16 protein-coding genes are annotated in these 22,329 nt (G+C 65.0%); 7 read left to right on the top strand and 9 right to left on the bottom strand.

Annotated features, from left to right (window positions below; genetic code table 11):
- Window positions 1–5: 5 nt before the first annotated feature.
- On the bottom strand, window positions 6–2,957 hold the full coding sequence (locus EYW40_RS06005) for an oligosaccharyl transferase, archaeosortase A system-associated (protein WP_135820728.1): 2,952 nt from the start codon (window positions 2,955–2,957) through the stop codon (window positions 6–8).
- A 135-nt stretch (window positions 2,958–3,092) separates the two neighbouring features.
- On the opposite strand from EYW40_RS06005, the gene aglG reads away from it, so the two are divergent.
- Window positions 3,093–4,010 carry a glucosyl-dolichyl phosphate glucuronosyltransferase gene (gene aglG, locus EYW40_RS06000; RefSeq protein ID WP_135820727.1) on the top strand — a complete coding sequence of 306 codons (918 nt, stop codon included), beginning with the start codon at window positions 3,093–3,095 and terminating at the stop codon, window positions 4,008–4,010.
- A complete protein-coding gene (locus EYW40_RS05995) occupies window positions 4,004–5,209 on the top strand; it encodes a glycosyltransferase family 4 protein (RefSeq protein ID WP_135820726.1) in 1,206 nt (401 codons plus the stop codon). The genes aglG and EYW40_RS05995 overlap by 7 nt, the downstream gene beginning before the upstream one ends.
- Window positions 5,210–5,234: 25 nt before the next feature.
- On the opposite strand, the gene EYW40_RS05990 is transcribed toward EYW40_RS05995, so the two are convergent.
- From EYW40_RS05990 to EYW40_RS05970, 5 genes are read right to left on the bottom strand one after another with little or no spacing between them, the layout of a single operon-like run.
- Window positions 5,235–6,650 carry a lipopolysaccharide biosynthesis protein gene (locus EYW40_RS05990; protein WP_135820725.1) on the bottom strand — a complete coding sequence of 472 codons (1,416 nt, stop codon included), beginning with the start codon at window positions 6,648–6,650 and terminating at the stop codon, window positions 5,235–5,237.
- On the bottom strand, window positions 6,650–8,038 hold the full coding sequence (locus EYW40_RS05985; RefSeq protein ID WP_135820724.1) for a sulfatase: 1,389 nt from the start codon (window positions 8,036–8,038) through the stop codon (window positions 6,650–6,652). The genes EYW40_RS05990 and EYW40_RS05985 overlap by 1 nt, the downstream gene beginning before the upstream one ends.
- A 58-nt stretch (window positions 8,039–8,096) precedes the next feature.
- Window positions 8,097–9,638, bottom strand: a complete 1,542-nt coding sequence (locus EYW40_RS05980) for an alkaline phosphatase family protein (RefSeq protein WP_135820723.1) — start codon at window positions 9,636–9,638, stop codon at window positions 8,097–8,099.
- Window positions 9,639–9,679: 41 nt separating this feature from the next.
- A complete protein-coding gene (locus tag EYW40_RS05975) occupies window positions 9,680–10,705 on the bottom strand; it encodes a lysylphosphatidylglycerol synthase transmembrane domain-containing protein (protein ID WP_161973167.1) in 1,026 nt (341 codons plus the stop codon).
- Window positions 10,698–11,519, bottom strand: a complete 822-nt coding sequence (locus tag EYW40_RS05970; protein WP_135820721.1) for a polysaccharide deacetylase family protein — start codon at window positions 11,517–11,519, stop codon at window positions 10,698–10,700. The genes EYW40_RS05975 and EYW40_RS05970 overlap by 8 nt, the downstream gene beginning before the upstream one ends.
- Before the next feature lie 89 nt (window positions 11,520–11,608).
- Here EYW40_RS05970 and EYW40_RS05965 point away from each other — a divergent pair, with 89 nt between their 5' ends.
- Together EYW40_RS05965 and EYW40_RS05960 are read left to right on the top strand one after the other, a co-directional pair.
- The gene (locus EYW40_RS05965) at window positions 11,609–12,679 is read left to right on the top strand and encodes a DUF2304 family protein (RefSeq protein WP_135820720.1); all 1,071 of its coding nucleotides are present in this window, start codon (window positions 11,609–11,611) and stop codon (window positions 12,677–12,679) included.
- Between the two features lie 48 nt (window positions 12,680–12,727).
- Window positions 12,728–13,837 carry a sulfatase-like hydrolase/transferase gene (locus tag EYW40_RS05960; RefSeq protein WP_135820719.1) on the top strand — a complete coding sequence of 370 codons (1,110 nt, stop codon included), beginning with the start codon at window positions 12,728–12,730 and terminating at the stop codon, window positions 13,835–13,837.
- 48 nt (window positions 13,838–13,885) lie between these two features.
- On the opposite strand, the gene EYW40_RS05955 is transcribed toward EYW40_RS05960, so the two are convergent.
- Both EYW40_RS05955 and EYW40_RS05950 read right to left on the bottom strand, forming a co-directional pair.
- The gene (locus EYW40_RS05955; protein WP_161973166.1) at window positions 13,886–15,649 is read right to left on the bottom strand and encodes an ArnT family glycosyltransferase; all 1,764 of its coding nucleotides are present in this window, start codon (window positions 15,647–15,649) and stop codon (window positions 13,886–13,888) included.
- Window positions 15,650–15,671: 22 nt separating this feature from the next.
- A complete protein-coding gene (locus tag EYW40_RS05950) occupies window positions 15,672–17,087 on the bottom strand; it encodes an oligosaccharide flippase family protein (protein WP_135820717.1) in 1,416 nt (471 codons plus the stop codon).
- A gap of 343 nt (window positions 17,088–17,430) precedes the next feature.
- Here EYW40_RS05950 and aglF point away from each other — a divergent pair, with 343 nt between their 5' ends.
- The 3 genes from aglF to aglM are packed head-to-tail and all read left to right on the top strand — an operon-like array spanning window position 17,431 to window position 20,494.
- The gene (aglF, locus tag EYW40_RS05945; RefSeq protein ID WP_135820716.1) at window positions 17,431–18,183 is read left to right on the top strand and encodes a UTP--glucose-1-phosphate uridylyltransferase AglF; all 753 of its coding nucleotides are present in this window, start codon (window positions 17,431–17,433) and stop codon (window positions 18,181–18,183) included.
- Window positions 18,184–18,230: 47 nt separating this feature from the next.
- On the top strand, window positions 18,231–19,214 hold the full coding sequence (locus EYW40_RS05940; RefSeq protein ID WP_135820715.1) for a GDP-mannose 4,6-dehydratase: 984 nt from the start codon (window positions 18,231–18,233) through the stop codon (window positions 19,212–19,214).
- A complete protein-coding gene (gene aglM / locus EYW40_RS05935; protein ID WP_135822019.1) occupies window positions 19,211–20,494 on the top strand; it encodes a UDP-glucose 6-dehydrogenase AglM in 1,284 nt (427 codons plus the stop codon). Before EYW40_RS05940 ends, aglM begins: the two co-directional genes overlap by 4 nt.
- A gap of 37 nt (window positions 20,495–20,531) precedes the next feature.
- On the opposite strand, the gene glmS is transcribed toward aglM, so the two are convergent.
- Window positions 20,532–22,328 carry a glutamine--fructose-6-phosphate transaminase (isomerizing) gene (gene glmS / locus EYW40_RS05930; RefSeq protein ID WP_135820714.1) on the bottom strand — a complete coding sequence of 599 codons (1,797 nt, stop codon included), beginning with the start codon at window positions 22,326–22,328 and terminating at the stop codon, window positions 20,532–20,534.
- Between the last annotated feature and the right edge of the window lies 1 nt (window position 22,329).

The raw sequence follows: 22,329 nt of genomic DNA, 5'->3' as shown, positions 1-22,329 counted from the left end.
CGTGGTCAGGGGGTCGCGACCGACGCCTGCCGCGCGTCGACCGCCGCCGTCGTTGTCGTGCCGTCGGAACCGCTTCCGTCGGAGGTGTTCCCGTCGGTGGTATTGCCGTCCGTGGTGTTGCCGCCCGACGTGTCGCCGTCGGTGGCGTTCCCGGTGGACGTGTTGCCGTCAGTGGCGTTCCCGTCGGTGGCGTTGCCGCCAAGCGACTCCATCTCGACGGTGATGGTGTCGCCCTCGTGGATCGCCGACTCGGGGACGTCGGCCTGCCCCATCTGTGCCGGCTGATCGATGTTCCGGAACAGCGTCTGCCCGGTCACGAGTTGGACGTCCTGGTCCTCCAGGCTGCCCGTGAACACGGTGTAGTTGGTCGCCGCGCGGACGCTGGAGTTGGTGTAGCCGTCCTCGGGGCCGAGCGTCTCGTTGGTCGGGTACGGCACCGTCATCTCGAAGTTCCCGTTCGCGTCGGTCTCGACGGTCTGGTAGTAGCTGAACTGGCGCTGGTCAGCCGTCCCGTTGAGCGTGACGTACGCGGTCACGGACGTCGCGTTCGTCGTGTTGACGCTCCCTTCGAGGGTCGCGCCCTCGACGCGCTCGTACGTCTTCACGGTCGACTCCTGGCGCACGTCGTAGGGCACCAGCCCGGAGGTCGGGTTCTGGAGGCTGTTGTACACCTGCGACGTCAGCCGCCGGTTGATGAACCCGGTCGACTCGACGCCGCTCTGGGTCTGCCGGGCGAGCGAGAGTATCGTCGTGTCGGACTCCGTCTCGTGGACGAGCCGGTAGTGCGAGAGCTGCTGGCCGTCGTGGTAGTACAGCCGGGACAGCATCGTGTTCTCGAACCGCTCGTTCATGCCCTGGAGGTTGGCCGTCCGGTTCTGGCCGATGGTGTACTCCTGGACGCCGACGTAGTCAGCGTAATTCGGACCTGCCCACCGCGTGATCGGCGAGAACTTGTTGCTCGCCATCTGGTCGTCGATCATCACGTAGCGGGTGTCCTCGCTCGCCTCCTGCTGGCTCTGCTGGTCGACTATCGTCCGGAGCTCCTCGTTCGAGAGGTTGCTGATGTGCTCGTCGCGGTCGTCAAGCGACGGGAGCGCCTCCAGGATCAGTTCGGCGCGGGTCTCGTTCGTCGTCTGGAAGAACGCCGAGGCGGGACGCGGCCCCTGCTGGAACGGGTTGGCGTTCGGGATGCGCTCGCCCTCGACGGTGATCCAGTGGCCGTAGTCCCACCACGACATCACGCCGTACGCGCCCTCGGGGTAGTCGAAGTCCTCGGTTTGCTCGTAGGTCCCGTAGAACTCCATCGGCTCGCCGTCCGGGTTGCCGTAGGTGCCCGGGGCGGGCGTGTTGTTCTGCAGCCAGTTGCCGCTCTCGGCCCAGTAGGTGGAGTCCGCGGGGCCGGTCTGGGTTGCGGCGCTGGTCGCCGTCGAGGCGGCGAACGGTGACGCGAGCGGCACGGTCACCAGCAGGAGGACGGCGACGAGCGTGATCACCTGGTACCCCTCGATGTCGCCGAGGCGGTCGACGGTCGTCGGCACGTTCAGCATCCGGATTATCTGCCCGAACACCCACGCGTTCAACACGAACACGGGGATCGCGAGGTAGTAGAAGAAGCGGCGCTGGGTCAGCGCCATCAGCGTGAAGAAGACCGTCAGGACGACGAGCAGGAGTTCGTCGGGCCGGTAGTCATCGCCGACAAAGGCGAGGTGCGAGAGGAGCCAGAACAGCCCGAGCGCGGCGGTGAGGTAGGTCAGCCCGAACTGGCCGGTCATGTACTGGCCGACGCTGTCCAGCGGCACCGCCTGGACCTCGGCGACCGTCCGCGACGTGTCGCTCTGCCCGAACGCCATCACGCGCTCGACGTTGTTGAGTATCAGGTTGAACGCGTCGGGCACGATGACCGCGAGCAGGACCGTCCCGACGAGGATCCCGCCGGCGATGGCGCCGGGGTAGCCGAGCCGCGACAGGTCCCGGTCGTCCCACTCCCGCGCCAGCCACGCCATGAACGCACAGCCGGCCCCGACGGCGAACACGAGGAAGTACTGCGTGAGCGAGATGGTCGTCGTCGAGAAGCCCAGCGACCCCGTCTTGGGGACGAGCATGACGAGCGTCGTTGCCATCGAGACCACGCCGACGAACGCCGTGTGGTCCGGGCTCCGGCCGCGGACGTAGTCGACCGACAACGAGAGCGCGAAGAACGCGCCAAGGATGCCGACGAACATCACGCCGGGCGGCCAGGTCCACATGTACAGCGCGATGGCGACGCCCGCGAGGACGCTCGCGACTATCGGGCGGCGGAGCGTCTCCCAGTCGCGGTCGACGACGAGTTCGTACACCGGCTTCTCGCGCTGGGCGACCCGGAGGGCGCGGGCGACCATCAGGAGGGCGATGGAGAGGAAGAAGGCCTCGGCGATGTGGTGGTCGCCGAAGCCGACCGTCGCGCGGGTGAGGATCGTCCCGGGGATCAGGGCGTACACAAGCACGCCGAACACACCGGAGAGGCGGCCGGCGTAGTGCTTCCCGAGGTAGTAGACGGGGATCGCCGTCAGCGTGCCGAAGACGGCGGGCGCGTACAGCAGGACCGTCCGGACGGTCTGGTCCGACGGGTTGCCGAGGCCGACGACGAGCGCCGCCGTGGCGACGATCTGGTCGAACAGGGACCCGAACTGGCCGCCGGACGCGTTGCCGAACGGGAAGTGCGTCCACGGGTCGAAGCCCATCGTAAACGGCCAGTTATTGACGGTGTACTGGATCTCCCGGAGGTGGTAGTACGCGTCGTTACCCCTGAACAGGATCTGGTCGCCGCTGACGAACCGGTCGCGGGCCTGGATCCGTGTCCAGAACATGAACGCGACCAGCACCGAGAGCACCGGTACGTGGTACCAGTCCTCCCAGATATCGAGAGGGGACCGCTCGCTCGCGGCCTCCTCATCGACGGTTTCTGTCTCGCTACTCATTGGGTGAAGCAACTTCGAAAACGCCTATAGGCCTTGTGATACGGAGCGGTGCACCGGCGGGCGGACGGCGACGCGGTCCCGGCGGCGTCTCGGCGATGAAAAACGACAAGCGTCGGGGGGTCGAACGTGGGGGCGATGAAGGTCTCGGTCGTGTTGTGCACGTACTCGATGGACGCCTACGACGACTTCCGGGAGGCGGCCGACAGCGTCCTCGCCCAGACGCACGACGACGTGGAACTGGTCGTGGTGGTCGACGGGACCGAACCGGTGTACGAGCGCGTCCGCGGCGAGTACGGCGACCGCGACGGCATCGTCGTCCACTGCAACGACGAGAACGTCGGGCTGTTGCGGAGCCGCAACCGCGGCGCGGAGCTGGCGAGCGGGGACGTCGTCGCGTTCATCGACGACGACGCCGTCGCCGACGAGGCGTGGGTCGCCCGCCTCGTCGACGCCTATGAGAGCCACGACGCGGTCGCCGCCGGCGGGAAGATGGTTCCGGCGTGGGTCGCAGGCAAGCCCGCCTACCTGCCAAGCGAGTTCTACTGGCTCGTCGGCGTCACCCACCGCGGGTTCGCCGACGGCCCCGGCGAGGTCCGCAACACGTTCGGCTCGAACATCTCCTTTCGCCGCGACGCCTTCCTCGACCTGGACGGCTTCGACCCGGACATCGGTGGCCGGAAGGGGGACAAGAACCTGCAGGGCGGCGAGACGGAGCTCTGTGCCCGGCTCGGGCGGGAGTACGGTCAGGGCGTCTACTACGTGCCCGACGCCGAGGTGGCCCACAAGGTGTTCGAGTACCGCACGGACCCGATGTGGCTGCTGAACCGGGCGTTCTGGCAGGGCTACTCGAAGCGGGCGATGGAGACGCTGGTGCCCGACTCCGGCGACGAGGAGAGCGCGTTTCTCGGAAAGTTGCTGTTCCGGTTTTTCCCGAACCGGGTGAAGCGGGCGGTGACCGGACCCTCGGCGACGCAGGCGCTGCAGGCGGTCGCGCTGCTCGTGTTCACCGGCGTCGTCGGGCTGGGGTACGTGTACGGGGCGTGGAAATGGTGACGGACACCGACGGCGGCGGGGACGATGCCGACGCGGAGCAGGGCGACGACACCCGACCCGACGGCGACCACCCGGGCGTCTGCGTCGTCACCCACCCGCTCTCGGCGGCCGGCGAGAACGCGACGCGGACGCTGCTGGAGGTGCTCTCGGCGGTCACCGCCGTCTCGCTCGTCACCGCCGACCTGCCGGCCGACTCGGCGATCCGCGACCGGCACGAACTGATAGAGGTCTCGCGGAAGGGGGCCGGCTCCGGCATCGTCGTCGCCGCGGTCCGCTTCGCCCTGAACCAGTTGCGGATGTGCAAGGCGATCGCCGACCGCGACGAGGAGGTGGTGCTTTTCTTCGGCGCGACGTCGTACCTGCTCCCGGTCGTGGCCGCGACGCTGCTCGGGCGGACCGTCGTCCTCGAACCGCGCGGCGACGTGCCGCTGACGCTGCGCCTGAACTGGGAGGAGCGCGTCCCGTCGCCGGTCGCACGGGCGCTCGCGGGCGCGGTGTGGTCCCTCGAACGGATCAACTACCGGCTGGCCGACGGGATCGTCACCTACACGCCCGGGATGGCGGCGGAACTGGGCCTCGATGGGTACGGGGAGAAGCTCCACCCCAACGGCGCGCGGTACGTCGACACCGACGAGTTCGACGTCGACGTGCCCTACGAGGACCGCGGCCGGACGGTCGGCTTCCTCGGCCGCATCGACGAGGAGAAGGGCGTCCGGACGCTGGCCGCCGTGGCGAAGCGGCTCCCCGACGACGTGACGTTCCGGTTCGTCGGGGACGGCGACCTCTCCGACTGGCTGGCCCGCGAACTGGCGGACGAGGTCGCGGACGGGAGCGTCGAACTGGCCGGCTGGGTCGACCACGACGACGTGCCCGCGGCGCTGAACGACCTCCGCCTGCTCGTGATGCCGTCACGGCCGACCGAGGGCCTGCCGACGACGATCCTCGAAGCGATGGCCTGCGGGACGCCGGCGTACGCGACGCCGGTGTCGGGGGTCCCCGACGTCGTCCGCGCCGGCGAGACCGGGTACCGGATGACGGAGTCGACGCCCGAAGCGATCGCGACGCGGATCACCCGGATACTCGACGACGAGAACCCGGCGGCGGCGAGCGGGAACGCCCGCGAACTCGTCGAGGCGGAGTACTCGTTCGACGCCGCGGTTCGGCGGTACGACGGGATCCTGCGCGCGCTCGCCCGGTAGAACGGTCCACGCTGCGGCGGCCGATCTACGCCCCGATCCGCGCCGGCAGCAGGCCGACCGCTTTCTCCCGAACGCGCGTCGACAGCGCGACGAGGAGGCCGGCGTACACGGCGGCCCCGACGGCGACGAGCAGGACCGTCGCGTAGTGGGACCCCGGCAGGACCTGCACGAGGCCGTACACCGCGGCGGCCATCGCGGCGCTCGCGCCGACCTCGTGGGCGATCTCCCGGACCGGGACGTTCGGGCGGCCGATGAGCGACGTCAGCGCGGCGTAGCCCAGCGCGAGCATCAGCGCGGCCGAGAGCGCCGTGGCGACGGCGGCCCCGTACCAGCCGAACCGGTAGACGAGGGCGACGTTGAGGACGACGTTCGCGGCGACGAACGCGGCGTTGATCCGGAAGGCGACGTCCGGCCGGTCGATGGCGTTGACGGCGTTCAGGAACTGCGTGCCGTAGGCAGCGAGCGTGCGGGCCGCGATGAGCACGAGCAGGACCGTCGCCCCGCGGGTGAACTCCGGTCGGTATATCTTGAGGATCCGCGGGCCGATCACCGCCGCGCCGAACAGCCCCGGGATGGCGAACACGCCGGTGAACACCAGCCCCTCGTTCAGGTAGTGGTGGACCCGGTCGTAGTTCTCCTCGACGCCGAGTTCGCTCAACTCGGGGAACAGCGTCTGCTGGACCGAGTTGCTCACGAGCGCCAGCGTCGACGCCAGCGTCCACGTCACCTCGTAGATCCCGATGAGCGCCGACGGGACGAAGAGGGCGAGGACGATGGTGTCCATCCAGCCGAACGCGCGGGTCTTGAGCGTGCCGAGCCACGAGTACCGCGCGTATTCGAGCAGGCTGCGGACGTGTTCGCGGGACGGCGGCGACGGCCGCACCTCGAACAGCAGGAGGCCGAGGACGGCGGCCGCGCCGAGCGACGCCGCGTGCCCGACGAGCAGCCCGGTCAGTTTGTACCCCAGCAGGATGAACCCCACCTGAAGCCCCGTCCGGGCGACCCGTTCGACCGCCCGCAGTCCGCCCGTGTGGGCCACCCGCTTCTGCCCGTTGAGGGCCCCGATCACCGTCAGCAGCGCCACGTTGCCGACGACGAGCGCGGCGACGAGCCCGCTCACCGGCGCGCCGACGTAGGCGTCGACCTGCTCCGCGAACGCGACGACGAGCACCGCGAGCGCGGCGGCGATGACGCCGTTGATGAGGAGGCCGGACCCGATGAAGGCTCCGCGGTCGACGCCCTCGCTGACGCGCTTGTTGATCGCGTTGCCGACCGCGTTCGCGGGGACGTTGAGCCAGAACAGCAGCGCCACCGCGACGGCGTAGGTGCCGAGCGTGCCCGCCCCGAGGAAGCGCGCGATGGCGAACGTGGCGAGAAATCCCGCCAGGGAGACGCCGACCTGCGTCGCGAAGTGGATGAGGGTGGTTCTGCCGAGACGCATTATTCCACGTAGCCGAGGTCCCGGAGCTGCTTACGCATTGCGTCCGACATGTCGTCTCCCTCGCCGGTCGCTATCGGCTGGCCCTCCGCCGCGAGCCACTCGGAGAGTTCCCCGTCGAGTTCGGCGACCACGTCCGGGTACTCGTCGGCGACGTCCGTCGTCTCGTCCGGGAGGGCGAACAGCCGCGAGTCGTCGTCGCTCCGGTCGTAGCGGAACTCCGACGTGCGGAGGCTGGTGACCATCCCCGCGTGGAAGCGGTCGGCGTCGAACTCCGGGTCGTGGTCCAGATACTGCTCGAAGCTCGTTCCGGGACGCTGTGATATCGCGTGGTCCCTGACCGACTCGCGCATGTCGAGCCCCTGCAGGCCGGCCGTGGACGCGCCCGCGATATCGACGAGCGTCCTCACCAGGTCGGGATGCTGGACCAGCGCGTCCGACGGGTAGTCCACGTCGAGTCCGGACACGACCAGCGGGACGTGCGTCACCGCGTCGTTGAGCGCGACCCGGTGGGCGAGCAGCCCGCGTTCGCCGAACAGTTCGCCGTGGTCCGCGGTGACGACGACGACGGTGTCGCCCAGATCCAGCGACCGGACGTGGTCGACCAGCCGCCCGACCATCTCGTCGGTGTAGGCGATCTCCGCGTCGTACATCGCCACCAGCGCCCGCTCCTCCTCCGCCGAGAGGTCGTACCCCCGGGCGATGATCCCGTCGGTGTCCTCGTGGACCCGCATCGCTATCTCCGCCGCTTCACTCGCGGAAACGCCGATTCCGTCCGTGTACCGGTCGAGGTAGGGGCGCGGCGGGTAGTACGGCCTGTGCGGTTCGTTGTAGTGAACGTACGCGAAGAACGGCTGCTCGTCCGCGAGATCCGCCAGCCAGCGTTTCCCCAGTTCGTTGACGAGGTACGGCGTCGCGTGCTTCGCGGTGTCGGCCGTCAGCCCGGCCGAGTGCCGGCGGACGTTGACGAGGTACTTGGCGAGCGTCTTCGGAGAGAGCGCGTCGAGCAGCGTCGACGAGGCGAGCCACTCGAACCGGTCGAACCCCCTGTCGAGTCCCGTCCCGGAGCTGACGTAGGAGTTGCGGCTGATCCCCGCGGTCGCGTAGCCCGCATTGCGGAACCGTTCTGCGACGGTGGCGAGTTCCCGGGGAACCGCCTCGTTCGACATCTTGTGACCGTGTCGGGACGGGTACACGCCCGTGAGGATCGAGGCGGCCGACGACGCGGTGGCGTTCCCGACGGCGAAGCAGTTCGAGAAGTAGGTCCCGCCGTCCTCCTCCGCGATAGCCCGGATGTTGGGGGTCGTGTCCCGGCGGTACCCGCCCATCGTCGTGTGGTCGGCACGGACGCTGTCGAGGGTGATCCAGAGGACGTTGGGGGGCGTCGACATGCTAGTGTTGCCAACGATACCGTATATGGGCCTTTCCCCGGATGCGGGGATCGTGAAGCTACTCCATGTAGCCGAGCTGTTTCAGGCGATCAGCGACGTCGTCGCTAGCGGACCCATTGGCCGTGTCGATCCGGATCGGGTCACGCGACCCAGTGGGACCGTCGGCCAACGATGGAATGATACTCCCATCCATATCCGTCGGCACGTCGAGGCCATACGCCGTCAGAACGGTCGGTGCGATGTCGGTAATGGATATCGGGTCGATCTCGCCACGCGCCTCGAAGTCCGGACCTGACGCGACGAATATCCCGTCCCGCGTGTTTTCAGCGGCCCAGCGGTCGGGCTTTGTCTGAACGACGCCGCGTCCCATGCCGTCGTTCACGTGGATCCCCGGCCGCTGGTCGACGACTACCTCCGGTCCATCACCGACGTATGGTCCGTCATACACCTCGTCACCCCGGTATACATCCGTGAAGATGGGGTCGCCATTCTCGTCGGAAACCTCCCGAAGGTCTTCGATGAGACGCTCCGAAACCTCGTCGGCGTCGAAATCCGGGTTGAGGTATACTGGACCCTGCGCGCTCGCTACCGCCCGTGTCTCAGATAGGACGACCTGTTCCAGTTTACGCTCGCGTTTCGCACCCGCCGACTGCGGGACGAGTTCCTGTACGCTTTCCGGGACCGTGTTGGCCAGGAAGTTGACCAAGCCCGCTCGCTTTGCTAACCTGAGAGCGTTCTCTCTGGTGAGCCCGATCTTCCGAAAGTAGTATTCGGCGGAGCGTGTCCGACGCTGGTATCCGTTTTCCGCGAGCCACTCGTTGATGTAGAACTCAGTCGTCGTCGCCGCCGACCCGTGGTCGGACATCAGGACTAGGTTAGTTCCTTCGAGTTCGGAGAGCTCCCCGACCCACTCGTCGACGAGCTTCCACGCCCGCTTCGTGGGCTCCTCATCCCAGAAGAAGTGGTGGAGGACGTTCAGGTAGAACAGCGTGACGTGGACGAAGTCCAGTTCGTCCTCGACGTACAGATCGTAGGCGACCTGTAGTCGCTTGTCGAGGAGTTCGAGGATGGCGTCGACCTCCTCACCGCGTTCCTCGTTCGAGGAGAGCAACGGCTCCGGGTGTACCTGATAGTCGTACTCGGTCTCGAGCCGCTCGACGAACGAACTCGGGGACGCGTATCCCGAGTCGATGGAGCGGTACTCACCGCTCACGGCGTCGGGACCGCCGGCGACCACGATGCCGTCGAGTTCCCGCGGCGGATACATCGTCGGCATGTTGACCACACCGGCGCTGTAGCCCGCGTCGTTCAGATAGTCCCACAGCTCGGCCGTTTTGAAGTTCTGGCCGTTCATTACGTCGATACGGCCTCTTTCAAGATCGATCCGCTCGAACCAGTACACGCCGAACTTACCGGGGTTTTTCCCTGCAGAATAGCACTTCCAGTTCGGGAACGTAACCGGGGGGAGACAGCTCCGACTCGTCGCCCACGTCCCCTCGTTTCGGAGTTGGCTTAAATTCGGGAGGTCGCCAGCTTCGATCCACGGTTCCACGAGGCGCCAACTGGCCCCGTCGAGGCCGAGGACAAAGGTCCGAGTCATACCCGTATCACGGGGTATCGCCGCAATATACCTTCTGTTTGTTACGTCCAGTCGGAAACCAACTCCCGGAGGTCAAGTCGGGAGACGGGAACCCAACCCACGAGCGCGGGGAGATAGACGCCCAGAAGTCGGTCTACGACGATCACCGATGCGGCTACCTGTTCGGGGATACCAAGCGAAATGAGGACCAAGGACGCAGACGCCTCGGCGACGCCGATCCCGCCCGGCGTCAGTGGCATCACCGTCACGCTGTATCCGACTACGAGCGCCAACGGCAGCAGCCATGCGGCAACCGACGATACGTCGGCCGCCGCCAACAACAACCAGACGCGAAGGCCCGGAAATACCATAAGCGTACAGGTCCAGGCGGCGGCGTAAACGGCCAGCGAACGCCGGGCGCGGCAGAGTTCCCGGAACGTCGTAGCCGATTCGCCGGCGAACGAGGGGAGTTTCGCCGCCAGGACCGACATTTTCTCACCTGCATACGGAATGCGTTCCAGCAGTGCGGCTCCGCGTCCCCCGATCCCAGTGACCCGCTGTGCGTTGCGCCCGGTGAGGAGGATTACTGCTGCGACGGTGACGTAAACGGCGGTGGACAGGCCGACCAGAAGTAATACCCCGTAGGAGAACTCGGTCGCAAAGAACAACAGCCCGATTCCGGCGACCGCACCGTAGAGTAGCGCGTAGAGCCCGGTGTTCAGTCCCGCGAGGGCGACTGATTCCGTCCAGTCGTGGTCGGTGTAGTGATGGAGGACCGCGGGGGCCATCGAATGCCCTGACACGCGGGAGGGGATGACGTGATTGACGAACTTGATCACCAGATCGATCCGAGCGGCAACACCGAAGGTGGACTCGTAGCGGATGTTCAACAGGGAGTGCCACATCGAGAACCTGGAGACGAACTCAAGCAATGTGATGAGAAACAGTGCGGCGACCGTACCCCGGGAAAGACTCACCAGGAGCCGGAAGCTTCGGGTCCAGTCAGTCTGCTGAAGGAGCCACGCGAGTGCGGCTACGGCGAGTCCGTACTGCAGGGCCCGAACCGTGTAGGAGCGGAGGTCACTCATCGTGAACCACCGAGTTCGCCGATACGAAGTCGAAGGGGGCTGCAAGGATCCGTCGTACCGCTCGCCGCATCCACCTCCCCGTCCGCCAGTACACCCGCGAGGGGACGCCATTGACCGAGGGGAGGTCAACGAGTTCCCAGGGGTGAATATACAGTACTGGGGCGATCCCCCGTCGGGCCAGCAGTTTCATACCGAGAAGCGTGTACCGTACGCCGAAGAACCGTAGCCAAGTTCCGGTCAACGGTAGTCGAAGCCCCGGCATGACACTCACCGGAAGTTCTCGGAGATGATCGGGGGAGTTTGCGGAGATGGCCCTTGCGGAGCAGGGTCGCTCGGCGTCGTACTCGCCTCCGTACCAACCTGGGATGGAGCGGCAGGCGATCACGCTGGAATCGTACTCGTAACCGGTGTCGTCCAGTAGTTGGAAGTGGTCGTCGGTGATATCGAACGACGGCGCCCGGAACCCGTTTACGTCCGCCCCGGTGACGCACCTTAACACGCGACGCGATCTCTCGAGTTCAGTTCGTCGCTCCTTGGGTGAGAGTTCGGATAGGTGTCGATGGCTGTGAGTGTGCGAGCAGATCTCGTGGCCGGCGTCCACGACTCGCCGTATGAGCGATGGATTCCCCTCGGCGACATCGGATACTACAAAGAACGTCCCGGTCGCTTCCGCCTCACCGAACGCAGCCAACAGATCGTCCACTCCATCCGTGCCGATATCTGTCCGGCGTGAGGTCCCCCTGGCGTTCCTATACGCCGGAATATGGGAGAAGAACTCCAGGTCGATAGAGAGTACGGCAGCCTGGTCGGTCATCCTCAGAGCAGTGTTCCCTCATTCACTTGGTGTCTTCGTTCATCGGTCGTAGAAACAAACAAGTAGGTCGAATATCTGATACCCACTGAATGCTGGTCCCCGACGCCTACCTGCAACTCACTGCGGGGCTGGAAAACGCCGCCCTCCAGTGGGTACTGATCGCCGTCGCCGCCGCAGTGTTCTTCTGGGGTTTCGACCGATACCGGAAGACGTTCTCGAAGACCGAATTCCTCATCGCAATACTGCTCTCGCTCGGGATAGTGACGGTTGGTCTCCTACCGGACCTCTACGGTAGTATCGGCGCGTTCCTGAACATCGAGAGTCGCTCGCTGGTCGTCTCCCTGATCGCGAACACCGCGTTCGTGTTTCTCATTCTGTATCTCGCGACCCTCATTCGGAAAAACCAGGTCTCGATCAACGACCTCACTCGTAACCTCGCTGCGGAGCAAGCGGCCGACGTGACTATTACGCCGGATGCGGAGACGCTGTTCATCGTGATTCCTGCGTACAACGAGTCCGCGAGCGTACAGGGTGTGATCGATGAACTCCCCGATGAAGTACGGGGGCTCGAGACGTACCCAGTAGTTGTCTCCGACGGGTCAACCGATGGCACGGCTGACGTAGTCAGCGATTCCTCTGCGATCGTAGTCGAGCACCCGATCAATCAGGGACAGGGGAGTGCGCTTCGGACCGGCTTCCAAATAGCGAGCAAACACGGGGCGGACGTTGTCGTCACGATGGACGCCGATGGCCAACATCCGGCGGACCAGCTCGGGAGGCTCGTCGGTCCGATAGTAGATAACGAGGCGGATTACGTGCTCGGATCGCGGTACATCGGGGCCGACAATTCGAACAACGGCCTCACCAGACAGAGTGGTATACGGGCATTTACGGCATTGATAAACTTGACCACGAGGGCGGACATCACTGACTGTACTAACGGGTTTCGAGCGATCCGCGGCGCCGATCTCGACAAACTCACCCTCACCGAGGAACGGTTCAGCGCGCCGGAACTGATCATTGAGGCTCGCAAGAAGGGCCTGCGGATCACGGAGATACCGGTGACGATCAAACAGCGGGAGAGCGGTGAGACCAAGAAGCCGAAGTTCGGATACGCCGTCGGGCTCGCACGAACCATCTTCGTAACCTGGATCCGGTAAACGGCGGGATCCAAACTTATAATTACGCAGTCTGATAACCGCGGGTCGATGGAGGATATCGTTCTCGTAACCGCCGATTCCGTCCGGAGTGATTACGAGGATACGTTCGAGTTCCTCTCGTCGTGGGACACGCAGCTGGGGGTCACGGCGAGTCACTACACTCGGCCGAGTCTCGCTGCGCTACACTCGGCGCAGTACAGGGCCGCGGTAGAAGCCAACGTCGCGTCGCCGACCCTCGCGGAGACACTTTCGGACAGCGGATACACCTGTATTGGTCTCTCTCCAACCCCAAACACCGACGCATCGTTCGGATTCGACGCTGGATTTGATGAGTACGAAACGTTCATCGAACTGGGTAACCAGGGTAGCAAACTCCGACAGTATCTTGCAGGGTTCGACCCGCTGCGGTGGATCTACTACAAACTGTATCCGCCACAGGCAAAGAGCGAGAACCGCCCCCGGGATCGGGAGATGATCGAATCGGCCATAGAGCGATTTAACGCCGCCTCGTCGCCTCGGTTTCTGTGGGTCCACCTGATGGAAACACACCGACCGTACGGACCGGACGGCGTCGGCATCTCACAGGAGCTAGACCAGAAGGCGTTTTTCTCGCCGGACAAACTGTCTTCGGACGAGAAAGGGCGGATCGAATCGGCGTACAGGGACGCCATCCGGCGGGCCGACGAGAACGTTCGATATCTTCTCGAACGGCTCGATTCGGATCCGGTAACCGTCTTTACCTCGGACCATGGGGAGGGGTTTGGCGATGCCGGGTTCTACTATCATCAGGCACACAAACGGCGAGTCGACGACTTCCTGATTCAGGTCCCAGTGAAGTTCGACGGGATCCAAATGGAGGACGGCCCACTGAGCCTTATTGACCTACCGCCGACGATCCTCGGGGCGGTCGGCTTAGACGCGCCGCGGGAGTGGCAGGGCAACGACCGCACCGAGACGACGACGGATCAAGTTCTGACCGTTGCCCCGTGGAACGACAAGGCAACGGTCGCATGGCAGGACTTCGACACGAAGATCGTCGCGCGCGACGCGGACGTATCGTACGAGAGCGGTCAGCAAGGGGGCGAAGCAGCGAGCGCCGAGGTCCCGGCAGAACTCGAAGATCAGCTTCGGGATCTGGGATATGTCGATTCCGGGTGATGTCGCCATCGTCGGGGACTAACTGCCGGCCACTCGGGTGACTGGTCGTCATTCTTCGGACCGTTCCAACAGGAGAACGTATGACTCCCGTTGTGGGACGTCCGGATCGATCGCCGCCCTGAGAATCCGCTCTTCGAGAGATTCCTTCTCCACGGATCGGTCGCCGAACTCACGGGCGACCGTGTAGTCGTAGCCGTCACCGTCCACCAGTGTCTTGATGTACTCGGCGCGACGGGGATACTGATACGATCTTGCGCTGAGTGGGGAGAGATAGGCCAGATCGCTGCTTGTCAGTTGGATGTACTCGGGACCCCGCTGTGGCGTCGATACCATCCATTCGGTGTACGCCGTCTCGTTCAATACAAGTGAACTGGAGTACGTCGCGTTCTCCTCGCGGTACTCATAGTGTGTTACCGGCCGTCCATGGACGGCAGCCACGTCTGCGATGGAGTTCTCATACACCAGCACCGACTCGTTCTCGCCGAATTCGGTGGCCATCCATCCCGTCGCGTCATCACGGCGATCCATCGCATACTTCGCGTCGCCGGCGACCGCAAACATCGCGGTGGAGAGTAACAGTAGTGCGACGACCACGCGACCCGTAGCGCCGTGCTCGTTTCGTAGACGAGCAAGTCGTGGAGCCAATAGGAGAAGCAGGAGCGGAATCGTCGGTAGTAAGTGGTGCATCCGGACGAACTGCCATTGCGAGAAGACGACAACGTATGTCGAAAGGGCGACGAGCAACAGCAGTTCATGATCGGGGATCGAGCGCGACCGACCGAACCGGAACACGGTGGCCGCAACACCACATAGGCAGGCGACGAACAGCGGCACTCCGAGGGATTTGACGTACTGTAGCGTCATCCAGTACGATATCGGCGGCGTTGACTGGAGCGCCGTCGTCTTCCGGGTGGTGGTGTGCGTGAGCCGGGTCAGAAGGGCCTCCGGACCGCCGACGAGGGCACTCGGGATTCCAACGTACACCGCCCCGAGACCGACGACGAAACAAAGCGCGTAAAGCCGTGGCTCTAACGCCGTGCGGAATCCGTCGGTGCTACGCAGCGTCCGAACGATGATGGCGACGCCCAGAACCACTGCTGCTACCCCGCCAGTGAGTTTGAAGGCGATAGCAAGCCCCCCGAAGAAGCTCCCGAGAAGGAGGGTAGAACCGCGTCCCGTCTCCACATATCGAATTATCAACAGCAGTGCCAACAGGAAGCAAAACAGCATGGGAACGTCTTCGGCTAACTCGTGGGCGGCAGCGATGAACCCGAGCGAGAGCGTCAGTAGGATCGCCGCGTACCGGCCGGTCTGGCGAGTTCTCGTGCGAGCGCCGATCCGATACACGAGGTACACGCACCCGACGGCGAGGACCACGTTAATCCCCCGTCCGAAGAGGATGCTCAGCGTCCAGAACCAGTCGGGGGCGGCGTGCCAGAGCTCCCAGCGCGAACTGAGCCCGCCGAGCGAAACGAACTCGCCGATCCGGCCCGAGGCGAGGACGAGGAGGAACACCGGGACGAGGACGATACCGTAGAGGTAAAACGTCGCACCGAGTGCTCTCCCGTCAGTTACCCCGGTTCGGAACGAGTCGAAACTCGGATCAGTCGCTACGTATCCGGCCGTTTTCATCGGCTGAATCAGGCGGGAATATTCGTCAGGGCCGGCGAAGTTGGGTACCCGATACCAGATACCGAATGCTGAGAGTACGAGCGACCCTAGGAGAATCCCCCGGAGAAACGGATCCGCACGGAGATCAGCTTCAACCCGCTGACGGACTCGACGCAGATAGCCAAGCGCTTCGAGATCCATACTGGACATTATTAGATGGGGTTCATAAGTTTTCAACTGCGGGTACGACGGTCCGGAACTTGGTTCGAACGTACGGGGAAAGCGCGTACAGCAACCCGGCATAGATAGCGGCTCCGAACCCGACCAAGCCGAGGGTGAAGTGATGTCCGGCCGGGGAGTAATAATTTAGAGGCGCGATTACGGCCGCCATCACGGTGGCGGCGAGCACTTGTTTCCCGATCTCGCCGACCGGGACCTTGGGAGCGCCGATGAGCGAATCCAGCGAATAGTACGCCGTGAGAAGCAAGAGCACGGCGGAAACGGTCGTGGCAACCGCTGCGCCGTACCACCCGAACTGCCACACGAGCACGACGTTCAGTCCCATATTGGAGACGACGAACAGGAGGTTGATCCGGAAGGCAACGTCCGGCCGGTCGATCGCATTGATGACGCTCATGAATTGGCGGCCGTACGCAGCTGCCATGCGAGCGATGATGAGGACGATCAGGATCGTCTCTCCACGGGTGAACTCCGGTCGATACATCGAAAGGATCGACGAGCCGAGGATCGCGGCACCGAACAGTCCGGGGATGCCAAAGACCCCGGTAAATATAACGCCTTCCCGGAGGAAGCTCCGAATTCGATCGTACTCCTCTTCGACACCCAGTTCGCTCACTTCCGGAAAAAGCGTTCTTTGAATGGAAATACTAACAAGCGCAAATACCGAGGCAAGGGTCCACGCGACCTCGTAGATGCCGATAAGCGAATCGACGACGAAAAACGAGAGGACTATCGTATCCATCCAAGCGAAGGACCTGGTTTTCAACGCACCCAGCCATGAATACCGAGCATACCGGAGAAGGCTCCGGAACTGTTCGACCGACGGGACGGCCGGACGAACCCGAAAGAACACAATACCGGACAAAGCGGCGATGCCGAGAGATAACGCGTGTCCGAGCACTAGGCCACCGACTTTCCAGCCGAGTAAGATGAGCCCCACCTGCGTAGCGGTCCGGATCACCCGTTCAATAGCCTGAACGCCGCCGGAATGAGCTACTCTCTTTTGACCCTTTAATGCGGATAGGATCCATTCGAAACCGGCGTTGCTGGCGTACAGGAACACGAACAGCAAGGCCAACGACGCGCCGAGATACTCGTTCAACAGATCATCAAACAGTAGCAGGGGCACGCCGACGAGTAGAACACCGGCGACAGTCAACAGGAACCCGGCCGTTAGGAACTCCCCTCGCCGTTTTCCTTCGCTAACGCGCTTGTTCACCGCCTCCCCGATAGCAGTAACGGGCAGACTGAGCCAGAACACGAGCGCGACGACTACGGTGTACGCCCCCAGCGAGGAGGACCCGAGTAGCCGTGCAATGACGAACGTCGCAACGAAACCCGAGACGGTGATCGCGATCTGCGTTGAAAAGTGAAGTATTGTCGATCGCTCGAGATTCATAGGTCGTCACAACACCGCGGATAGAGTCTGGGTAGTCTCTTCTAACGGACAGTGTTTAACCCCTTTCATCGATCGGGAGACACTTGTTCTAAGATTGAAAATTAAATAGATAGGAATGAAATGATTACGAAACAGAAACGAAAAGAAGAAAAGTTTAAAATGTATTATAAACACCGGCATCATGAATTCAGAATAAGACAATCAGACAACAATATATTCACGAAGATCACGTCTACTATATCCAACCTCTTTTTGATTTAAATATCTAATATGTGTATTACGTATATGTGGCATAAGCACGATGGAGGTACGCTTTTATGCGTCTCCGCTCAGGAATTAGGGTATGCAAGCCGTCATCCTCGCCGCGGGCAAGGGCACCCGCCTCCGCCCGCTCACGGACGAGAAGCCGAAAGTGATGGTCGAAGTCGACGGGAAGCCGCTCATCGAGGACGTGTTCGACAACCTCATCGATATCGGGGTCGACGAGTTCGTCGTCGTCGTCGGCTACAAGAAACAGAAGATCATGGAGCGGTACGACGACGAGTACCGCGGCGTGCCGATCACGTACGCCCACCAGCGCGAGCAGCTCGGCCTCGCACACGCCCTCCTGCAGGCCGAACCCCACATCGACGACGACTTCGTGTTGATGCTCGGGGACAACGTGTTCCGGGCGAACCTCGGCGACGTGGTGAACCGCATGCAGGAGGACCGTGCGGACGCCGCCTTCCTCGTCGAGGAGGTGCCGATCGAGGAGGCGTCCCGATACGGGGTCTGTGACACCAACGGCTACGGGGAGATCGTCGAACTGGTCGAGAAGCCCGACGACCCGCCGTCGAACCTGGTAATGACCGGCTTCTACTCGTTCACGCCGGCGATCTTCCACGCCTGTCACCTCGTCCAGCCGAGCGACCGCGGGGAGTACGAACTGCCCGACGCCGTCGACCTGCTCATTCAGTCGGGGCGCACCATCGACGCCATCCGGATGGACGGGTGGCGCGTCGACGTGGGCTACCCCGAGGACCGCGACCGGGTCGAGAAGCGACTGAATGAGGGCGAGGACGCGGAGGCGGCGGCCGCGGAAGCCGGCGATAGCTGACCGCGAAGACCGGAAACCACAAACCCGTCGTCGCCGATAGGTCGGGTATGAACGTCCTCGTGACGGGCGGCGCGGGTTTCATCGGCTCGCACGTCGCCGAGCGACTGCTGTCCGACGGGCACCGGGTGACGGTGCTCGACAACATGGACCCGTACTACGACCTGGGGATCAAGGAGCACAACCTCGACCGGTGCCGGGAGGCGGGCGGCGACCGCTTCGAGTTCGTCGAGGGGTCGATCACCGACGAGGAACTGGTCCGGGACGTGGTCGCGGGCGACGACATCGAGTTCGTCTACCACGAGGCGGCGAAGGCGGGCGTCCGCACGAGCGTCGAGAACCCGACGGCGTACAACGAGAACAACGTCGGCGGGCTGTTGAACGTGCTGGAGGCCGCCGCCGACCACGGCGTCGAGCGCGTGGTGAACGCCTCGTCGTCGTCGGTGTACGGCAAGGACGACTACCTGCCCTACGACGAGGAGCACCCGAACTACCCGCAGAGCCCCTACGCGATCACCAAGCTCAGTTCGGAACACTACTGTCGCGTCTGGGACAACCTCCGGGACGTCTCGACGGTGAGCCTGCGTCACTTCACGGTGTACGGCCCCCGAATGCGCCCGAACATGGCGATCACGAACTTCACCTCGCGGTGCCTCAACGGGAAGCCGCCGGTGATCTACGGCGACGGACAGCAGACCCGGGATTTCACCTACATCTCCGACATCGTCGACGCCAACGTGGCGCTGCTGGAGACCGACGCGGCCGACGGCGAGGCGCTGAACGTCGGCTCGTCGGGCAACATCACGGTTCAGGAACTGGCCGAGCACATCATCGCCGAGACGGGGGCTGACGTCGGCATCGAGTACACCGACGCGAACGAGGCCGACGCCCGGCACACCCACGCAGACGTCTCGAAGGCCCGCGACCTGCTCGACTACGAGCCGAGCGTGAGCATCCGCGACGGGGTTTCACGGTTCGTCGACTGGTATCGGGAGAACCGCGAGTGGTACGAACCGATGGTGATCCGGTCGTGAACGTCTCCATCGTCGGGAGCGGCTACGTCGGCACCACCGTCGCGGCCTGCCTCGCGGACCTCGGCCACGAGGTCGTGAACGTCGACATCGACGAGGCGGTCGTCGAGGCGATAAACGCCGGCGACGCGCCGATCCACGAGGCGGGGCTGGCCGAGCGGATCGAGCGCAACGCCGGCGAGGGTCTGCGCGCGACGACGGACTACGACGCCGTGGTCGAGACCGACCTCACGCTGCTCTGTCTCCCGACCCCCTCGCGCGCGGACGGCAGCATCGACCTGGCGGTGATGGAGGCCGGCGCGGAGGCGCTCGGCGAGGCGCTGGCCGCGAAGGACGGCCGCCACGCCGTCGTCACCAAGAGCACGGTCGTGCCGGGGACGACCGACGGGGTGATCGGGCCGGCCGTCGCCGAGGCGTCCGGGAAGACCGTCGGGGAGGACCTCGGCCTCGGGATGAACCCCGAGTTCCTGCGGATGAGCACCGCCGTCTCGGACTTCCTCGAACCGGACAAGGTCGTGTTCGGCACGGAGCAGCCGTGGGTCCGGGACCTGCTCGCGGAGCTCTACGCGCCGGTCACCGACGGCGTCCCCGTCGTGAACACGGGGCTGCGCGAGGCCGAGATGATCAAGTACGCCAACAACGCGATGCTGGCGTCGAAGGTGTCGCTGGTGAACGAACTCGGCAACGTCTGCAAGGAACTCGGCGTCGACGCCTACGACGTGTTCGACGCGGTCGGGCTGGACGACCGCATCTCCGACCAGTTCCTCCGCTCCGGGCTCGGCTGGGGCGGCTCCTGCTTCCCGAAGGACGTGGACGCGGTCCGGGCGGTCGCCCGGGAGCAGGGGTACGAGCCCGAACTGCTGGACGCCGTCGTCGCGGTCAACGACCTCCAGCCGCGCCGGATGGTCGACCTGCTCGCGGACCACGTCGACCCGGAGGGCGCTCGCGTGGCCGTCCTCGGCGTCGCGTTCAAGCCCGGCACCGACGACGTGCGGGGCTCCCGCGGGATGGACCTCGTCGGCCACCTCCGGGACCGCGGCGCGGACGTGGTCGCCTACGACCCCGTCGCCACGGAGAACGCCCGCGAGAAGTACCCCGACGTGACCTATGCCGACTCCGCCGCGGCGGCGCTCGACGGCGCAGACGCAGCGATGGTCGCGACCGAGTGGCCGGAGTTCGACGACCTGGACTTCTCGGGGATGGCCCGGAAGGTGCTGATCGACGGCCGTCGGATCGACGTGGACGAGAACGAGCTAGAGGTGTACGAAGGCCTGACCTGGTGAGCGGAACGCGGTAGCGGCGGCCGGCGGCGGGCGCGTCTCACTCCACCGTGACGCTTTTCGCCAGGTTCCGCGGCTTGTCGATTGAGCGCCCCTTCAGCTTCGCGACGTGGTAGGCGAACAGTTGCAGGTAGACGTTCGCCAGCAGCGGCTCCAGCCGACCGAGTTCGGGCACCTCGAAGGAGGCGTCGAGGAACTTCTCGGCGTCGCCCAGCGACGTGACGCCGACCACCGGCGCGCCGCGGGACTCGACCTCCTTGACGTTGTTGAGCGTGGCCCGTGGGTTCGCGCCCTCGGTGAGCACCGCGAGCACGGGCGTGTCGGGCGTCACCAGCGCGAGCGTGCCGTGTTTCAGCTCGCCGGCGGCGAAGCCCTCCGCGTGGGCGTAGGATATCTCCTTCAGCTTCAGCGCGCCCTCCAGGGCCACGGGACAGCCCAGCTTCCGGCCGACGAAGAAGAAGCCGTCGCCGTCGACGAACTCCTCGGCGACCTCGCGGATGTCGCTCTCCACGTCGAGGATCTGCTGGATCGCGCCGGGAAGCCCCCGGGCGTTCTCCAGCAGGTCGCCCGCCTCGCTGGCCGAGAGCGTGCCGCGCTCGCGCCCGAGGTACGCCGACAGCAGGGACAGCGTCGTCACCTGTGCGGCGAACGTCTTGGTCGCGGCGACGCCGATCTCCGGGCCGGCGCGGATGTACAGCGCGTCGTCGGCCTCGCGGGCGGCGGTGCTGCCGACGGTGTTGGTCACGGCGAGCGTCCGCGCGCCGGCGCGGGCGGCCTCGCGCATGGCCGACAGCGTGTCCGCGGTTTCGCCGCTCTGGGTGACCGCGAGGACGAGCGTGCGCCACGGGTCGCGCCCGCCGGTGAAGTCGTACTCGCTGGCGACGTGGACCGTGACGCGGACGTCCGCCAGCGACTCGATCAGTTGCTGGGCGTACAGCCCGGCGTGGTAGGAGGTGCCACAGGCGACGATCTGGACCTCCTCGACGGACTGGAGGTACTGCTCGGGCAGGTCGACGTCGAGGTCGACGTCGCCGTTGACCGCGTCTACCCGCCCCGACAGCGTCTGCCGGAGCGACCGGGGCTGCTCGTGGATCTCCTTGAGCATGTAGTGGTCGTAGCCGCCCTTCTCGGCGGCCTCGGCCTCCCAGTCGACGGTGCGGACGGGACGCTCGACGACCCCGCCGTCGGCGTACACCGTCACGCCGTCGGCGTCGACCGCGACCACGTCGCCGTCCTCGACGTAGGAGACGTCGCGGGTGTGTTCGAGGAAGGCGGTCACGTCGCTGGCGAGGAAGTTGCCGTCCTCGCCGTGGCCGACGACGAGCGGGCTGTCCATCCGGGCGGCGACCATCCCGTCGTGGCCGACCGCGGTGACCGCGAAGGCGTAACTTCCCTCCAGCCGGTCGAGGACGGCCTGCACCGCGCCGACCAAGTCCTCGCCGTCGTACACCTCCTCGATGAGGTGCGGGATGACCTCTGTGTCGGTCTCGCTGGTGAACCGGTGGCCGTCCAGTTCCGCCTTCAGCGCATCGTAGTTCTCGATGATCCCGTTGTGGACGACAGCGATCTCCCCCTCGCAGTCGGTGTGGGGGTGGGCGTTCGCGTCGGTCGGCTCCCCATGGGTCGACCAGCGCGTGTGGCCGATCCCGCAGGTCGCGTCCGTCGATTCGGGGAGGTCGAGGTCGTCGATCTCGCCCTCCTGTTTGTACACCTCGATCCCGCCGTCGTTCAGCGCGACGCCCGCGGAGTCGTAGCCGCGGTACTCCAGGTTCTTCAGCCCGGTCGCGACGACCGAGAGGGGCGACTGCGGGCCGACGTAGCCGACGATCCCGCACATG

Origin of the sequence: Halostella litorea, assembly GCF_004785955.1 — an archaeon.
GTDB classification, from domain to species: Archaea; Halobacteriota; Halobacteria; order Halobacteriales; family Natronoarchaeaceae; genus Halostella; species Halostella litorea.
This window is presented reverse-complemented; position numbering and strand designations above follow the sequence as displayed.

Excerpts from the sequence above, each read along its gene's own strand:
- EYW40_RS06005 (WP_135820728.1), bottom strand. The coding sequence starts at position 2,957 with ATGAGTAGCGAGACAGAAACCGTCGATGAGGAGGCCGCGAGCGAGCGG.
- aglG (WP_135820727.1), top strand. The coding sequence starts at position 3,093 with ATGAAGGTCTCGGTCGTGTTGTGCACGTACTCGATGGACGCCTACGAC.
- EYW40_RS05995 (WP_135820726.1), top strand. The coding sequence starts at position 4,004 with ATGGTGACGGACACCGACGGCGGCGGGGACGATGCCGACGCGGAGCAG.
- EYW40_RS05990 (WP_135820725.1), bottom strand. The coding sequence starts at position 6,650 with ATGCGTCTCGGCAGAACCACCCTCATCCACTTCGCGACGCAGGTCGGC.
- EYW40_RS05985 (WP_135820724.1), bottom strand. The coding sequence starts at position 8,038 with ATGTCGACGCCCCCCAACGTCCTCTGGATCACCCTCGACAGCGTCCGT.
- EYW40_RS05980 (WP_135820723.1), bottom strand. The coding sequence starts at position 9,638 with ATGACTCGGACCTTTGTCCTCGGCCTCGACGGGGCCAGTTGGCGCCTC.
- EYW40_RS05975 (WP_161973167.1), bottom strand. The coding sequence starts at position 10,705 with ATGAGTGACCTCCGCTCCTACACGGTTCGGGCCCTGCAGTACGGACTC.
- EYW40_RS05970 (WP_135820721.1), bottom strand. The coding sequence starts at position 11,519 with ATGACCGACCAGGCTGCCGTACTCTCTATCGACCTGGAGTTCTTCTCC.
- EYW40_RS05965 (WP_135820720.1), top strand. The coding sequence starts at position 11,609 with ATGCTGGTCCCCGACGCCTACCTGCAACTCACTGCGGGGCTGGAAAAC.
- EYW40_RS05960 (WP_135820719.1), top strand. The coding sequence starts at position 12,728 with ATGGAGGATATCGTTCTCGTAACCGCCGATTCCGTCCGGAGTGATTAC.
- EYW40_RS05955 (WP_161973166.1), bottom strand. The coding sequence starts at position 15,649 with ATGGATCTCGAAGCGCTTGGCTATCTGCGTCGAGTCCGTCAGCGGGTT.
- EYW40_RS05950 (WP_135820717.1), bottom strand. The coding sequence starts at position 17,087 with ATGAATCTCGAGCGATCGACAATACTTCACTTTTCAACGCAGATCGCG.
- aglF (WP_135820716.1), top strand. The coding sequence starts at position 17,431 with ATGCAAGCCGTCATCCTCGCCGCGGGCAAGGGCACCCGCCTCCGCCCG.
- EYW40_RS05940 (WP_135820715.1), top strand. The coding sequence starts at position 18,231 with ATGAACGTCCTCGTGACGGGCGGCGCGGGTTTCATCGGCTCGCACGTC.
- glmS (WP_135820714.1), bottom strand. The coding sequence starts at position 22,328 with ATGTGCGGGATCGTCGGCTACGTCGGCCCGCAGTCGCCCCTCTCGGTC.